This window comes from Niveispirillum sp. GW835-FHT14G11 (genome assembly GCF_058793615.1).
Genome location: NZ_JBXAFZ010000001.1, coordinates 732,749 through 746,894 on the forward strand (window position 1 = coordinate 732,749; position 14,146 = coordinate 746,894).

General features: G+C 67.4%; 15 protein-coding genes. 8 read left to right on the forward strand and 7 right to left on the reverse strand.

Features of this window, described 5'->3' with window-relative positions; translation table 11 throughout:
- Positions 1–77 precede the first annotated feature (77 nt).
- The 3 genes from AC1Q7F_RS03555 to AC1Q7F_RS03565 form a co-directional block, all read right to left on the reverse strand.
- Positions 78–2,351, reverse strand: a complete 2,274-nt coding sequence (locus AC1Q7F_RS03555) for a transposase (protein WP_492503853.1) — start codon at positions 2,349–2,351, stop codon at positions 78–80.
- Positions 2,348–2,653: a helix-turn-helix domain-containing protein gene (locus AC1Q7F_RS03560; RefSeq protein WP_492503854.1), complete on the reverse strand. Its 306-nt coding sequence runs from the start codon at positions 2,651–2,653 to the stop codon at positions 2,348–2,350. Before AC1Q7F_RS03560 ends, AC1Q7F_RS03555 begins: the two co-directional genes overlap by 4 nt.
- A 208-nt stretch (positions 2,654–2,861) precedes the next feature.
- Entirely contained in the window at positions 2,862–3,053 is a 192-nt protein-coding gene (locus AC1Q7F_RS03565; protein WP_492503856.1) for a hypothetical protein, read from the reverse strand.
- Between the two features lie 38 nt (positions 3,054–3,091).
- Here AC1Q7F_RS03565 and tsaB point away from each other — a divergent pair, with 38 nt between their 5' ends.
- Both tsaB and AC1Q7F_RS03575 read left to right on the forward strand, forming a co-directional pair.
- A complete protein-coding gene (gene tsaB, locus AC1Q7F_RS03570) occupies positions 3,092–3,868 on the forward strand; it encodes a tRNA (adenosine(37)-N6)-threonylcarbamoyltransferase complex dimerization subunit type 1 TsaB (protein WP_492503857.1) in 777 nt (258 codons plus the stop codon).
- 5 nt (positions 3,869–3,873) lie between these two features.
- The gene (locus AC1Q7F_RS03575) at positions 3,874–4,347 is read left to right on the forward strand and encodes a GNAT family N-acetyltransferase (protein ID WP_492503859.1); all 474 of its coding nucleotides are present in this window, start codon (positions 3,874–3,876) and stop codon (positions 4,345–4,347) included.
- Positions 4,348–4,357: 10 nt separating this feature from the next.
- Here AC1Q7F_RS03575 and AC1Q7F_RS03580 read toward each other — a convergent pair whose 3' ends face one another.
- The gene (locus AC1Q7F_RS03580; RefSeq protein WP_492503861.1) at positions 4,358–4,648 is read right to left on the reverse strand and encodes a sulfurtransferase TusA family protein; all 291 of its coding nucleotides are present in this window, start codon (positions 4,646–4,648) and stop codon (positions 4,358–4,360) included.
- Positions 4,649–4,703: 55 nt separating this feature from the next.
- Here AC1Q7F_RS03580 and AC1Q7F_RS03585 point away from each other — a divergent pair, with 55 nt between their 5' ends.
- From AC1Q7F_RS03585 to AC1Q7F_RS03595, 3 genes are all read left to right on the forward strand, one after another.
- Positions 4,704–5,126 carry a Ros/MucR family transcriptional regulator gene (locus tag AC1Q7F_RS03585; RefSeq protein WP_492503863.1) on the forward strand — a complete coding sequence of 141 codons (423 nt, stop codon included), beginning with the start codon at positions 4,704–4,706 and terminating at the stop codon, positions 5,124–5,126.
- Positions 5,127–5,486: 360 nt separating this feature from the next.
- Positions 5,487–6,305: a GNAT family N-acetyltransferase gene (locus tag AC1Q7F_RS03590; protein WP_492503865.1), complete on the forward strand. Its 819-nt coding sequence runs from the start codon at positions 5,487–5,489 to the stop codon at positions 6,303–6,305.
- 31 nt (positions 6,306–6,336) lie between these two features.
- The gene (locus AC1Q7F_RS03595) at positions 6,337–7,131 is read left to right on the forward strand and encodes a lysophospholipid acyltransferase family protein (RefSeq protein ID WP_492503867.1); all 795 of its coding nucleotides are present in this window, start codon (positions 6,337–6,339) and stop codon (positions 7,129–7,131) included.
- Between the two features lie 64 nt (positions 7,132–7,195).
- On the opposite strand, the gene AC1Q7F_RS03600 is transcribed toward AC1Q7F_RS03595, so the two are convergent.
- The gene (locus tag AC1Q7F_RS03600) at positions 7,196–7,819 is read right to left on the reverse strand and encodes a Smr/MutS family protein (RefSeq protein ID WP_492503869.1); all 624 of its coding nucleotides are present in this window, start codon (positions 7,817–7,819) and stop codon (positions 7,196–7,198) included.
- Between the two features lie 181 nt (positions 7,820–8,000).
- Positions 8,001–8,453, reverse strand: coding sequence for an Rrf2 family transcriptional regulator (locus AC1Q7F_RS03605; RefSeq protein WP_492503871.1), 453 nt, complete (start codon positions 8,451–8,453; stop codon positions 8,001–8,003).
- A 118-nt stretch (positions 8,454–8,571) separates the two neighbouring features.
- On the opposite strand from AC1Q7F_RS03605, the gene AC1Q7F_RS03610 reads away from it, so the two are divergent.
- Positions 8,572–9,471: an NAD(P)/FAD-dependent oxidoreductase gene (locus AC1Q7F_RS03610; protein WP_492503873.1), complete on the forward strand. Its 900-nt coding sequence runs from the start codon at positions 8,572–8,574 to the stop codon at positions 9,469–9,471.
- A 108-nt stretch (positions 9,472–9,579) separates the two neighbouring features.
- Here the strand turns inward: AC1Q7F_RS03610 and AC1Q7F_RS03615 are convergent, their stop codons facing one another.
- Positions 9,580–12,018 (reverse strand): PAS domain-containing sensor histidine kinase, encoded by a 2,439-nt coding sequence (locus AC1Q7F_RS03615; RefSeq protein ID WP_492503875.1) that lies wholly within the window; start codon positions 12,016–12,018, stop codon positions 9,580–9,582.
- A 149-nt stretch (positions 12,019–12,167) separates the two neighbouring features.
- Between AC1Q7F_RS03615 and hslV the strand changes: the two genes are divergently transcribed.
- On the forward strand, positions 12,168–12,728 hold the full coding sequence (hslV, locus tag AC1Q7F_RS03620) for an ATP-dependent protease subunit HslV (RefSeq protein WP_492503877.1): 561 nt from the start codon (positions 12,168–12,170) through the stop codon (positions 12,726–12,728).
- Positions 12,728–14,047 carry an ATP-dependent protease ATPase subunit HslU gene (gene hslU / locus AC1Q7F_RS03625; protein ID WP_492503878.1) on the forward strand — a complete coding sequence of 440 codons (1,320 nt, stop codon included), beginning with the start codon at positions 12,728–12,730 and terminating at the stop codon, positions 14,045–14,047. The genes hslV and hslU overlap by 1 nt, the downstream gene beginning before the upstream one ends.
- Positions 14,048–14,146: the final 99 nt, after the last annotated feature.

Here is a 14,146-nt window from a genome sequence, read left to right on the forward strand (position 1 = left end):
GGAAGGCGAAAAGAGCGTACAGGCGATGGAAGACGGAGACGGCAAAGCGGAACCGCGACAAGGCGGCAAAGCGGTCCTCAACCGGTCCCGATCAACCGGTCCGACAGATCCGTGCCATGCCGCCGGTCATGGTCCTGGAAGGCGCGGGCCAGGCGGGCATCGCCGGATGCCGCCGCGGCCAGATAGGCCCGATCATGCGCCGTCACCGCCTCGGGATGGGCGGCACACCAGCCATACATGGCCAGGTCGCTGGCGAAGAAGGCCGGGCGCTCCCCTTCCGGAACCGCCGCTTCCGGAACCGCCGGCCCCGCCACCACCCCCTCGATCAGCGGCCTGTCGTCCCCGGCATCGCCCATCTCGGCCAGGATCTCCGCCCGCCTGGCCTCCACAGGCCGCAGGCGGCGCTTGGCGCGCTCCACCCGCAGCCGGTCGAAATAGGGCCGGACATTGCCCCCGGCCTCGGCCACGGCGATCAGCACGCCCGACAGGCTGCGCACCCACACCCGCGCCGGGTCATGGATGTCGAAGCCCACCTGCACCTCTTCGCCATGGTGGTTTTCCAGCTCGGCATGGAAATAGGCATTGTTGAACAACGCCACCTCGCCCCGTCGCACCCGGCGCACCAGATGCGGGCGGAACAGGTCCTCGGCCTCCGCCGGCGCCAGCCGCACCGGCGTCCAGCCCTTGTCCAGATGCGCCTGCCAGGCCTCGTCGGGCGACAGGTGCCGGCGCTTGCCCGTGGCCTCGTCGCGCACCCGCGCCAGGCCGGTATGCGGCGCGGCGTTATAGGCGGCCACGCAGGCCGCGGCCCAGCGCAGGAACTCCCCCCATTCCTGCAACAGGCCCGAGGCGCCGTCGCGCTTGATATCCTGCTCAATGCGCCGGGTGATGCGCCGTCGCGCCTCTGCATCCATGTCGGCCCCGCGAAAGCTGGGCAGCGCCTTGGCCGGGCGGATGAACAGCCGGTCCCAGCCCTTCTCGATCTGCCCGCGCGCCTGCGGGTTGCCGGGCCGGCCCAGCTCATGGGTGGCGCCCAGCCGCCCCTGCAACCCCGCCAGCTCCCCGGTATTCAGCCTGGAGCGGAAACCGGCGCCATTGTCGGTATAGGCGATGGCCCACAGCCCGGCCTTGCGCGCCGCGTCGGCATAGGCATCCATGACGGTCCAGGTGCTTTCCGACAGGCCGGCCGACCAGCCGATCACCCGGCGCGTGGCGACACAGCGCACCACCGTCAGTTCCGGGGCGAACGGCCTGCCATGGATGGGGTGGGCCACGTCATGCTTGGCCGTGAACCCGTCGGCGATGACGATGTCCAGCGGCTCCAGCCCGTCGGTCCCGCGCCGCACGAAGGGCCGGATGGATTTCAGCGCCGCCGGTCCCAGGCGGCCCTTGTTGCGCTCCACCGCCGGCAACCCGGCCAGAAACCGCCGCGCCTGGCCCTCGCTGGGCGCCACCACGCCATCGGGCAGCACCAGCCGGGCGATGGCATCGGGCACCGACGGTTTGGACGGCAGCCGGTATGCGGCCAGCAGGGCCGGCCCCCAGGCGGGAATGCCGGGCCCGGTGGCAACATCGCAGGGCGCCAGCGCCTGGGCCGAAAACCCGCCGCGCCGCCACTGCCCCCACCAGCGTTTCAGGGTCGGCACCGACAGCGTGCGCGCGCCCTTGGCCCCCGCCTGCCCCTTGGCCCGCCCCGCCCTGGCATTGGCCAGCGGCACCAGCTGCGCCAGCGCCTCAGGCAGGGTGCCGGCCTGGGCCTGGTCGGCCAGCACGCGCAGCGCGGCGTTCACCCCGCCCTCGACCGCCATGGCGCGGGCCTGGACCAGGATGGCGGCGCGGGCCTGCATGCAGCGCCGCCGCCAGTCGGCCATCTGCCCCGGCAGCAGCACCGCCGCCCCCCGCCCCGCCGGCAAGGCGGGGCTGAGACCGGTTCCCGCCGGCAAGGCGGGGCTGAGACCGGTTCCCGCCGGCAGGGCGGGGCAGGGCCCATCACCGCCCAACGCCGGCTTCCCCGCCCGCTTCTCTGCCCCCATCCCGGCCCCGCCGCCCCGTCGGGCGGTCGTCTCGGCCCGGTCGCACCGGCGTTGCTCGTCCAGATGGTGGCACAGCACGGCCTCGCGGATGGCGGCGGGCAGCCGGGCCAGGGGGAAGCATTTGGCCCTTCCGCCACGGACGGGCTTGGTGGCGCTGGGCCATTTCTCATGGGTGGCCCGCATGCGCACGGCGCGTTCGGTGACCTTCAGCACGCGGGCCAGCAGCTTTGCATCGACCATGGTGACCGGCTCCGTCCCCCCGTCCAGCAGCGAGCGCCGCCGCCTGACCATGCCGGTCTCGCCGGCTTGCCCCGTCATGCCCCACCCCCGTCGCGGCCGGGGGTGCGGGCCGGCCGGATGGCATGCAGCCGGCCGCCATCGCTGCCATAGCGTTCAGCGAACAGCTGGCGCGGCTCCAGCCCGATGGCCGCGGCGATGGCAGCCTCGGCGCGCAGATTGGGGGCATACATGGCCTGCCCGACCGCGCGGGCGGAGATACCCAGCCGGCGGCCGATGGCCGCGAAGGAGGTGGCATGCAACCGCAGCCGCCCCTGCACCCAGATACTGCGCTCCCGCACATCCCGCGGCACGACCGCTGCCCCTTGAGATAGACTTCCCATGTGACGTCACTCCCGAACACCAATAGGAATTTAACTCACATATAGGATCGCAATCGTCAACGACAAAATTCCCATTTCCGACTTAACGCCCATACAAGCTTCCGCCCTCTCCCCAAGAGCCCACCCCGCCCCAGGCCCCCCACCCCAACCCGGAATCGCCCACCCCGCCCCTCCCCAATTCCGCCTTCCCCGCCAAAGGCTATAATTCCTATATCTCTCCCATCCTCACCCCGAACCTCCTCTCCCGCGCCAGGGTGGAGGAGGGAGCGTCAAAGCGGGTGGTGGGGGACAGATGTTCTGGCCCCGCGAAGATCGGCCTTCCCGTCAGATTGTCGGCCGTGGCATAGCGAAGGTCGGGATCGACATCGAAGGCCGGCAGAGCAATGGCCACGAGCCGCATGGGTGGCCCTTGTCGTTGCTGTTGGGAGCTGGCAGCCCTTGACCATATGGTCACGTGTGCCCAAGGCGCCGGATGGCGGCATCCCGCGATTGAGCGAACATGAAGCGGAACGGAATGTGCCAATGATCACGCTGGGGCTGGATACGGCGACAAGCGCCTGTGCCGTCGCCGTATGGGAAGCGGGTTCTGGCCGGACATTGGCTGTCATGGCGGAGACCATGCAGCGCGGCCTGGCGGAGAAGCTGGTGCCCATGGTGCAGGCCGCTTTGGAAGAGGCCGGGATCACGTTTGCCCAACTGTCGCGCATCGGCGTCACGGTCGGGCCGGGCACCTTCACCGGTCTGCGTGTGGGCTTGGCCGCGGCGCGCGGCTTCGCGTTGGCCGCAGGCTGTCCCCTGGTCGGCGTGACGACGCTGGAGGCCGCGGCGGCGGGTCTGGATGCGCAGATGCGCGCCGGCCGCACTCTGCTGGCGGCAATCGAGAGCCGGCGTGACGACCTGTTCGTGCAGCCCTTCGCCGCCGACCTGACGTTACTGGGGGAACCGGCGGATGTGCTGCCGCCCGACCTGCCAGCCTATGCGGCGGCGCATCTGCCCCCCGGTCCCCTGCTGATCGTGGGTGATGCGGCGGCGCGCGCGGCCGCGGCTTTGGGTGCCTGGGCGGGGGATGTGCGGGTGGTGGAGACCACGGGTGCGGCCGAAGCTCTGGCCGTGGCCCGCATCGCGGCCGCGCAGGATGCGGCGAGCATCGCGGCGCGCGTCGCCGATCCCTTCTATCTGCGCCCGCCCGACGTCACCCTGCCGAAGCAGGGGTAACGCGCATGCTGGACACGGTCGACATCGTCCCTGCCGGTCTGGCCCATGCCGGCGTGCTGGCCGCTCTGCATGCGCGGGCCTTCGCCGATCCAGCCCTGTCCGGCCCCGCCTGGGACGAAGGCGCCTTCGCGTCGCTGCTGGCCGCACCCGGTGTCGAGGGCTTCATCCTGACCTTGGGCGGAGAGCCCGTGGCCCTGTCGCTCTGGCGCCATGTGCTGGATGAGGGGGAGTTGCTGACCCTGGGCACCGACCCGGCAGCGCGCAGCCGCGGGTTGGGCGGTGCCCTGCTGCGTCACGGGCTGGCGCGTCTGGCGATGGTGGGCGTGGTCCGGGTCTTCTTAGAAGTCGCTGTCACAAATACAGCGGCGGTCCGAGTCTATGCTTCCGCCGGCTTCACGAATGCCGGAAGACGGCGCGGTTATTATCGACATCGTGAGCAATCGATTGACGCACACGTCATGGTGACTGATCTGGCCTAGTCCGGAATGGTTAAGGCTTCTTGACCAAAAGCCGCTGAACCCCTTCCGGACTCGCGGGATTCTCCGGTTGCGGATCGGCAACCATATAGCCGTGTTCCCGCAGGGAAGCCGGAACATTGCGTGATGGTTCGCCAAAATTCATCCTGACTTCAATGGTTTGCCCGGAATGCATCCGTTCCACGGCAAGTTTCGTACGCACGAATGTCATGGGACAGACAAGAGAGGTTATGTCGAGGAACTGGTCTGGTATGTTTGTCACGATGATCGATTCCTTTGGTGTCGTGCCAAATCGATATTGCATGATGTTGAAATACGACTTATATCACGATCGAGTTTTTTGGTTGGAGCAATGATACATGACCAACGCATCCTCCTCGCCCGAACTTTTGTCTCTCACGACCGAAATCGTCGCGGCCCATGTTTCCAACAATACAGTGGCAATCAACGATCTTGCGTCGCTGATTGAACAGGTTTACCGCACATTGGCCAACATCGGCACGGAGCCGGTGGTGCAGAGCGAGAAGCCGCAGCCGGCCGTCGCCATCAAGAAGTCAGTCACGCCGGAATATATTGTCTGCCTGGAAGATGGCAAGAAGCTGAAAATGCTGAAGCGCCATCTGAAGACGGCATACAACATGTCGCCGGAAGAATATCGCGAGCGTTGGGGCCTGCCGCCGGACTATCCGATGGTCGCGCCGAATTATGCCAAGCAGCGTTCGCGTCTGGCCAAGCAGATCGGTCTGGGTACCCGCGCCCGCCGCGCTGGCGAGGACGAGTAAGTTTCTCTCCCGCCTCGGGCGGGCAGGGTTGAGGGGACAGGGGGCGGCCCACGGGTCGCCCCTTTCTCGTTCCGGGTTCGCCGTTTTCGCCCCCTCAACCAATGTGATTTGCGCATGGCACCGCTTCGCACCTACCCGCAGACCCGTTAGGTCTTTGAAAGTTGCGGGACAAGGGCATGAAACTTTCGTGATCCACCCGCGCATTGTGACACAGTGGGTTGACCCGCCTGCAGCAGTTCGTGTTATGCCAATGGTCGAAGGCGGCGACCGTCACGCCCGATGCACCCGTGAAAGACGGGACAGGGGACGGGGATGGTTGCGGGCGTTCCCCCGTGCCGGCTACCCAGAATATGTGAGAGCATGGCTGACATCATTTCCACCGAAGCCCTGATTTCCGGTGAACTGCGTTCCGGCAATCTTGAGGTTCGTCTGGCGGATACCGCCGCCGAGGTCGCCGCAGCCCAGCGCCTGCGCTACCGCGTCTTCTATGAGGAGATGGCGGCCAAGCCCTCGCCCGAGATGGCGGCCCAGCGGCGCGACTTCGACATGTTTGATGGGCTGTGCGACCATCTGCTGGTCATCGACCGCAGCCTGGGTGATGGCACTGATGCGGTCGTGGGCACCTACCGCCTGATCCGCCGGGCGACGGCGGCCCGCGCCGGTTCCTTTTATTCGTCCGACGAATACGATATCTCCCGGATCGAGGAATATCCGGGCGAGGTGCTGGAGTTGGGCCGGTCCTGCGTGGATCTGGCCTATCGCAGCCGCGGCACCATGCAGTTGCTGTGGCGGGGCATCGCCGCCTATTCCGCGCATTACGACATCAAGCTGATGTTCGGCTGCGCCAGCCTGCCGGGCATCGATCCCAAGGCCCTGGCCCTGCCGCTTTCCTACCTTTACTACCATCATCTGGCGCCGCCGGCGCTGCGCCCCGTGGCGCTGCCGCATCGCTATGTCGAAATGGCGATGATGGACGAGCATGATATCGATCCTCGCCGCGGCATCAATGAGGTGCCGGCCCTGATCAAGGGCTATCTGCGCGTCGGTGGCTTCGTGGGCGAGGGCGCGGTGGTCGACCATCAGTTCAACACCACTGATGTTTCCATTGTCGTGAAGACCGACATGATCACCGACAAGTACCTGCGCCATTACGAGCGCCGGGGCTCGTCGCTGATCTGATCCCAGCAACCATGATGGCGGGCGGGTAGGAATGGATATCGGCTCGACGCTGCTGGGATTGTCACGGTTGACGGTCTATGCGCTGTTCACCCTGGCCTTGATCCCCGTGCAGGTCGTCTTGCTGCGCCTGTCGCCGCGCAACGGCGCGGCCCGCTTTCCCCGCTTTTATCACCGGATCTGCTGCCGCATCCTGGGGCTGGAGGTGGTGGTAAAGGGCGCGCCGGCCCATGAAAGGTCGGTGCTGTTCATCGCCAACCATTCCTCCTATCTCGACATCCCCGTCCTCAGCTCTGTCCTGCCGGCCAGCTTCATTGCCAAGTCGGAGGTCGATGGCTGGCCGGTGTTCGGTCTGCTGGCGCGCCTGCAACGCACCGTGTTCGTGGATCGCACGGCCCGCCACAAGGCTGATGAACAGCGTGACACGATCCAGGGCCGTCTCCAGTCCGGCGACAATCTGGTGCTGTTCCCGGAGGGCACCAGCAGCGACGGCAACCGCACCCTGCCCTTCAAGACGGCCCTGTTCGCCGTTGCATCGACCCGCATCGCGGAGAAGCCGCTGATCGTGCAGCCGGTCAGCGTCACTGCCACCCATCTGGACGGCATTCCCCTGGGTCATGTCTGGCGCCAGCTCTATGCTTGGTACGGCGACATGGAACTGCCGCCGCATCTCTGGCGGATGATCCGGGCGGGGAAGCTGTCCGTGACCGTGGAGTTCCACGCGGCCCAGTCGCTGGACACAGTGGGGTCGCGCAAGGCCCTGGCGGAGGTCTGCTGGCAGTCGGTGGCCAGCGGGGTGGAACGTGCGGTTACCGGTCGGGCGGCGTGAGTGGTGTGGACTACCGTCTCTTGAGATGAGGCGGTAACGCTCCTCCATCGCCCCCTGGCAGACCCTAATCCCCTCTGCGCCGCTTCAGCAGCACATAATAGGCCCCGCCGCCGCCATGCTGGGGCTGCGCCTGATGCACCGACAGCACCAGCCGCCCCACCTCCGCCTCGCGCAGCCAGCGCGGTACGGACAGGCGCAGCACCCCCTCTCCGCGTGGCATCTGGCCCTTGCCGGTGATCACCAGCACCATGCGCCGCCCGGCGGCATGGGACCGGCGGATGAAGCCGATCAGGGCGTCGTGCGCTTCGCTCTGGGTCATGCCGTGCAGGTCGACGCGCCCGTCGATGCCCATGCGCCCCTTGCGCACCTTCTCGTCCGTGCGCTTGTCCACCCCGGCCACCCGGCCCAGGGGGGAGGGGGCCAGTTGCACGCTGACCCGCGCCTTCTCCGCCAGCGGTACGGTGCGTAGCATTTCGGCCAGACGCTCCGCCGGTGCCTTGATGGCGGGTGCCGCTTCCGTGACCCGTGGCACCGGCATGGGCGCCTGTGGGACGGGGGCGGGGAGGGGAACCTTCTTCGCCGCCGCCGCCTTGCGGTGCTTGGATACCAGGGGGGCCGCGTCGCGGACCACCATATGCCACAGCGCCAGCTCGTCCGCTGTCGGCAGCTTGGGTCGGCGTCCGCTCATGGTGCCCCCACCACGCCCATCGCGCGTGCGCCATCATCAGGATGTGGGGACAGGGGGCGGGACAATCCGGGGGCTTTCGCAGGGTAGGGGATAGGCAGCAGGTAGCATCCGCGGCCCGGCCGGGCAATGGAAGCCGGGACATGGGTTCCATCCGCGATCAGGGCAACCGCCGGCCCGCGCTTTAGGGCTCCAGCGACCGTGGCAGCCGGCCGGCGCCCAGCTTCTCCGCGAACTGCCGGCCCAGGTCGCCCAGCGTCACCCGTTCCAGATGGGCCAGCAGCACGGACCGGGCCTCTGCCAGCGCCATGTCCAGTGCGCCATTGACCGCCTGCTCCACCAGACAGTCGGGATTATCGACAGAGGGGCCCAGCGCGAACAGCTGCGGCTCGTCCAGGGCGCGATAGATGTCCAGCAGACTGATCGCGTCCAGCGGCCGCGCCAGCACCCAGCCGCCGCCATGGCCCTTTTCCGATCGGACCAGCCCGTGTCGGCGCAGGCCGCCCATGGTCCGCCGCACGACCACGGGGTTGGTGTTCAGCATCTGGGCCAGCATCTCCGACGTGGCTGCCCCCGCCAGCCGGTCCATATGGACCAGGGCATGCAACATGCGGGAAAGGCGGCTGTCGTGGCGCATGGCTTCTCAGATAGCCCAGACGGGGTCACGTAACAAGCGGAGTTGCGAAACGTCGCGATGTGTGTTTCATGTAATTTATCAAGTTACATGAAACTGGTTTGCTTGGAAGGAGCCCTTCATGCTTCACGACGTGATCATCATCGGCGGCAGCTTCGCCGGCCTTTCGGCGGCATTGCCGCTGGCCCGCGCCCGCCGACGGGTGTTGCTGGTCGATGCTGGCAGCCCGCGAAACCGCTTCGCTGCCCACTCCCACAATTTTCTGGGACAAGATGGGGTGCCCCCGGCGGAGATCATGGCACTGGGTCGCCGCCAGCTTGCTGCCTACCCCACGGTCAGTTTCGCCGATGATATCGCGGAAAGTGCCGAGGGACAGGTGGACCGGTTCACGATCGCCTTGCGGTCCGGCGCCGTCCACCGCGGCCGCCGCCTGATCCTGGCCACGGGTGTGCGCGATGAACTGCCGCCCCTGCCGGGTCTGGCGGAACGCTGGGGCGTCAGCGCCCTGCATTGCCCCTATTGCCATGGGTATGAGGTGGCGGACCGGCCGCTGGGCGTCCTGGCCACGCAGGCCGGGGCCGACCAGAAGGCGCTGCTGATCGCCGACTGGGGCCCCACGACCCTTTTTACCCAAGGTCACGACGCGCCGGAGCCGGAGCTGGCCGCACAGCTGGCCACGCGCGGCGTGACGGTGGAGGTCACGCCCATCATTGAACTGCTTGGCGCGGCGCCGGATCTGTCGGCGGTGCGGTTGGCCGATGGAAGGGTGCTGCCCCTGGCCGCCCTGTTCGTCGCGCCGCAGACCAGCATGGCCAGCCCGCTGGCCCAGCTGCTGGGCTGCGCGTTCGAGGAAGGGCACAGCGGCCCGACCCTGCGCGTCGATGCGTTCAAGCAGACCAGCGTGCCCGGCATCTATGCCGCCGGCGACGCCACCATGGGCATGCACAGCGCACCCCTGGCCGCCGCGTCCGGCACCCTGGCCGGTGTCGGCGCGCATCGGTCGCTGCTGGGCTGGGATTGAGCCGGGGCCATGTCATGGCCCCGAAGGCCGGCGACCGCCGGCCCGCCGCACGTGCGGCGTGAGCCAAGCCGCCGGATGGCGGCGCCCGGCGCCTGAGGGAACGCTTGACTAAGGCGTGCTCAGTGCCGCGGGCAGGCAGCACCGGATGGTGCTGCCGGTCTGCCCGTCGCTGTCGATCTCCACGGTGCCGCCATGCAGTTCGATGAAGCTCTTGACCAGCGACAGGCCCAGGCCGGCACCCGACGATCCCGCCGCTCCGGCGGAACCGCGCTCGAACCGTTCGAACACGCGGTTCTGCTCGTCACTGGCGATGCCCAGGCCGGTATCGCTGACGGCCAGCACCACCCGGTCGCCACGGCGTTCCGCCGACAGGGTGATGCGCCCGCCGGCCGGGGTGAACTTGATGGCGTTGGATACCAGGTTGAACAAGGCCTGCTTCAGCCGCTTCTCGTCGCCTTCCATGGCGCCGGTATGTTCCGCCACCTCCACCCGCAGGTCCAGTCCCTGCTTGCGGGCCCAGTCGCGGGTCAATCCTGCCACGGAATGCAGCAGCTGGGGAATGTCGAACCGTTCATGTTCCAGCACCATGAACCCGGCCTCGATGGTGGCCAGGTCCAGGATGTCGTTGACCAGCGACAGCAGGCGGCGGCTGGCCTCCAGCACGCCCTTGGCATATTCCTGCTGGCGGGTGTTCAGCGGCCCGAAATACTGGTTATGCAGGATCTCCGCGAAGCCCATGATGGCGTTCAACGGCGTGCGCAGCTGATACGACACGTTGGCGATGAATTCCGCCTTCAGCCGGTCGGCCGCTTCCAGCGCCTCGTTGGAGGAGCGCAGGGCCGTCTCCACCCTGTCGCTGTCGCTGACATCCAGGCAGGAGAACAGCACCGCCCCGTCGGGCAGCGGCACCAACGCATAGCGCAGCACCGACCCGTCGACCCGGCGCATGATGCCGGCATCGGCGGCGCGTTCCAGCAGCTGCCCCACCAGCCTTTCCCGTTCGGGACCCCAATCGCCGCCCCGGTCCAGGAACGGGCGGACATATTCGACCAATCGGGTGGCATGCGGCTCTGCCCGCACCAGATCCGGCCCTACCGACCAGAGGCGCTGGAACGCCGGGTTGCATAGTTTCAGGCGCCCGTCGCCGCCAAACACGGCCACGCCCTCGGCCAGATTGTCCAGCGTCTCCTGCTGCACGGCCATCAGCGTGTTGTAGGAGGATTGAAGGGCCAGCGTGTGGGTCACATCCTCTGCCACGAACATCAGCCCGCCGAACGGGTGCGGCACCACCAGGGAGCGCAGCGTCCGCCCGTCGGGCAGATGCATCAGCTCTTCCATGGGTTCGATCAGCGAGGTGAACAGGCCCAGCTGCTGCTTCTTCCAGCGCGGGAAGTCCGCCTCCTCGGTCAGCTTGCGCCGGGCGCGCAGATCCTCCAGCACCTCGCCATAGGTCGGCTCGTCCGTCAGCCAGCCGGTATCCATGTCCCACAGCCTTGCATAGGCATGGTTGTGGAACTTGATGCGCATGTCGGGGCCATAGATGGCGATGGCGGAGCCCAGCTGGTGCAGCACCTCGCCATGCGCGTCGATATGGCGGGTCAACTCGTCCTTCAGCCCGCGTTCGGTGGTGCGGTCCACGGCCATGCCGATCATGCCGCCCTGGGGCAGGGGGATCTCCGTCAGGTGGAACAGGCGCCGGTCGCCATCCACGACCAGGAACCTTTCCTCGCCCTGTGCGACGCCAGCGTCGCGCGCCCGCATCGCCAGGTCACGCGGGCCACCGAACAGGCCGCCACCCGGCAGTTCCCGCCCGCCCTCCAGCACGCGTTCCGGCGTGCTGTCCAGCAGATGGGCGTAAGCCGCGTTGCACCAGTCCAGATCCAGCGACGCCCCGCGCCGCCACAGCGGGATGGGAAGGGCCGACAGCAGCGTGCGCAGCCGCTCCAGCTCCGCTGCCTGGATATTGTGCAGTTCCTGCCGGCGAAGCAGGTCCTGACCCTGGGTGGTGATGTCGCGCAGCCAGAGCAGGTGCAGGGAGGTCCCCTCCGGCCCCTCGCCCCGCCGGCCGCTGGCCTGGAAGAATTTCGACCCGTCGGCCAGCCGCACATTGATCTGGAAGGGCTGGCCGCTATCCACCAGATGCCGGAAGGACCCGTGCAGCGCGGCGGCATCGCTGGGCGCCAGGGCCTGTTCGACATCATCGAGCCGGCGCACCTGTTCCAGCCCCAGCAGGCCGGCAAATCCCGGCGCCAACGCCAGATCGCCCGTCACGCTCAGCGCGAACCAGGGGTCGGGTGATGCGTCCAGCAGGGCCAGCAGGCGGCCATTCTCCGCCTTGGCCTCCATCAGGTCCAGATCGCGGCCGCGGCACCAGGCCAGCAGGCGCACGAACATCGACGCGACGGTCAGCAGCAGGGCCAGCATCAGCAGGCCAAGCACGGGGGATTGCGCCTCCCACAAGATGGGAAGCAACATCCAGCCGATCCCGGCCAGACCCAGCAGGGCCGCGGCGGTGATGGCGATGACATGGGCGAAAGCGGGCTTCACGGTGGCGCAGTGTAGAAGGGGGAATCATTGAAATGCAAGGGCTGGCACCGTCTCTCGGCGGAACAGGCATGAGGTGTCGCGCTTGACTGCGCCCCGGCCCTCCCCACATAGCAAGTCATCTTTCCCGAAAGCCCCCTTGAGTGAGCCTGATGAGCGGCAATCCAAACCCCCACGATCCCGTCCAGTGGCATGGCACCACCATCCTGTCCGTCCGCAAGGGCGGTGAGGTGGTGATCGCCGGCGATGGCCAGGTGTCGATGGGCCAGACCGTGATGAAGTCCAACGCCCGCAAGGTGCGCCGTCTGGCCGGCGGTTCGGTCATGGCCGGCTTCGCCGGTGCGACGGCCGACGCCTTCGCCCTGTTCGAACGGCTGGAAGCCAAGCTGGAACAGCATCCGGGCCAGTTGACCCGCGCGGCGGTGGAGATGGCCAAGGACTGGCGCACCGACCGGTACCTGCGCCGTCTGGAGGCCCTGATGGCGGTGGCTGACAAGGATGTGTCCCTGGTCATCACCGGCAATGGCGACGTGCTGGAACCCGAAGACGGCATCATCGGCATCGGTTCCGGCGGCTCCTATGCCCTGGCCGCGGCCAGGGCCCTGGTCGACATCGATAGTTTCGATGCCGAAAAGATCGCGCGCCGCGCCATGAAAGTCGCCGCCGACATCTGCGTCTATACCAACCATTCCGTCACGCTGGAGAAGATGTGATGAGTGCCACTGCCTTCTCCCCGCGCGAGATCGTTTCGGAACTGGATCGATATATTGTTGGCCAGAACGAGGCCAAGCGCGCCGTCGCCATCGCCTTGCGCAACCGCTGGCGCCGCCAGCAGCTGTCGGGCCAGATGCGCGAGGAAGTGTACCCCAAGAACATCCTGATGATCGGCCCCACCGGCGTGGGCAAGACGGAGATCGCGCGCCGTTTGGCCAAGCTGGCCCAGGCGCCGTTCGTCAAGGTGGAGGCCACCAAGTTCACCGAAGTGGGCTATGTCGGCCGCGACGTGGAACAGATCATCCGTGACCTGGTGGAAGCCGCCATCGCCATGACCCGCACCCGCCTGCGCCAGGAGGTGATGGCCAAGGCCGAACTGCATGCCGAGGAGCGCGTGCTGAACGCCCTGGTGGGGGAGGGGGCCAGTGCCGAGACCCGTGCCAAGTTCCGCAAGCAGCTGCGCGAAGGCACCCTGAACGACCGAGAGATCGAGGTGCAGGTGGCCGACAATGCCGCCGCCGGCCTGCCGACCTTCGACGTGCCGGGCATGCCGGGCGCGCAGATGGGCATGGTCAATCTGGGCGACATTTTCGGCAAGGCCTTTGGCGGCGGCCGCACCAAGACCCGGAAGATGAGCGTCTCCGAAAGCCATGAAGTGCTGATGGCGGAGGAGAGCGACAAGCTGCTGGACAATGAGAAGGTGGTGGCCGAGGCCATCCATGCCGTCGAACAGAACGGCATCGTCTTCCTGGACGAGATCGACAAGATCTGTGCCCGTCAGGAACATCGCGGCGGCGACGTGTCCCGTGAAGGCGTGCAGCGTGACCTGCTGCCGCTGATCGAGGGCACGGTGGTGTCCACCAAGCATGGTCCCGTCAAGACCGACCATATCCTGTTCATCGCGTCGGGCGCCTTCCACATCGCCAAGCCCAGCGACCTCTTGCCGGAATTGCAGGGCCGCCTGCCCATCCGCGTCAACCTCCAGCCCCTGACCCAGGCCGATTTCCGCCGCATCCTGACGGAGCCGGAATGCAGCCTGATCAAGCAATATGTGGCGCTGTTGAAGACGGAGGCGGTGGAACTGGTCTTCACCGACGACGCCATCGACGAACTGGCCCGCCTGGCCGCCGACATCAACCGCACCGTGGAGAATATCGGTGCGCGGCGCCTGCACACCGTGCTGGAACGCCTGCTGGAGGAGATCAGCTTCGCCGCCACGGAGAAGAGTGGGGAGGTGATCACGGTGGACGCGGCCTATGTGCGCGCCCAGCTGGACGGGCTGTCGCAGAATACGGATCTGTCGAAGTTTATTTTGTGAGTAAAGGTGGGGCGGCGGCTCCTGAACCGCGCCGGGATTGTCGGCGGCAAAAGTTCGTGAGTCACGCCGCCATTTGCTGAGTGCTCACGGCATCATGAT

Coding starts and splice junctions, on each gene's coding strand:
- AC1Q7F_RS03555 (WP_492503853.1), bottom strand. CDS start 2,351: ATGACGGGGCAAGCCGGCGAGACCGGCATGGTCAGGCGGCGGCGCTCG.
- AC1Q7F_RS03560 (WP_492503854.1), bottom strand. CDS start 2,653: ATGGGAAGTCTATCTCAAGGGGCAGCGGTCGTGCCGCGGGATGTGCGG.
- AC1Q7F_RS03565 (WP_492503856.1), bottom strand. CDS start 3,053: ATGCGGCTCGTGGCCATTGCTCTGCCGGCCTTCGATGTCGATCCCGAC.
- AC1Q7F_RS03575 (WP_492503859.1), top strand. CDS start 3,874: ATGCTGGACACGGTCGACATCGTCCCTGCCGGTCTGGCCCATGCCGGC.
- AC1Q7F_RS03580 (WP_492503861.1), bottom strand. CDS start 4,648: ATGCAATATCGATTTGGCACGACACCAAAGGAATCGATCATCGTGACA.
- AC1Q7F_RS03585 (WP_492503863.1), top strand. CDS start 4,704: ATGACCAACGCATCCTCCTCGCCCGAACTTTTGTCTCTCACGACCGAA.
- AC1Q7F_RS03590 (WP_492503865.1), top strand. CDS start 5,487: ATGGCTGACATCATTTCCACCGAAGCCCTGATTTCCGGTGAACTGCGT.
- AC1Q7F_RS03595 (WP_492503867.1), top strand. CDS start 6,337: ATGGATATCGGCTCGACGCTGCTGGGATTGTCACGGTTGACGGTCTAT.
- AC1Q7F_RS03600 (WP_492503869.1), bottom strand. CDS start 7,819: ATGAGCGGACGCCGACCCAAGCTGCCGACAGCGGACGAGCTGGCGCTG.
- AC1Q7F_RS03605 (WP_492503871.1), bottom strand. CDS start 8,453: ATGCGCCACGACAGCCGCCTTTCCCGCATGTTGCATGCCCTGGTCCAT.
- AC1Q7F_RS03610 (WP_492503873.1), top strand. CDS start 8,572: ATGCTTCACGACGTGATCATCATCGGCGGCAGCTTCGCCGGCCTTTCG.
- hslV (WP_492503877.1), top strand. CDS start 12,168: ATGAGCGGCAATCCAAACCCCCACGATCCCGTCCAGTGGCATGGCACC.
- hslU (WP_492503878.1), top strand. CDS start 12,728: ATGAGTGCCACTGCCTTCTCCCCGCGCGAGATCGTTTCGGAACTGGAT.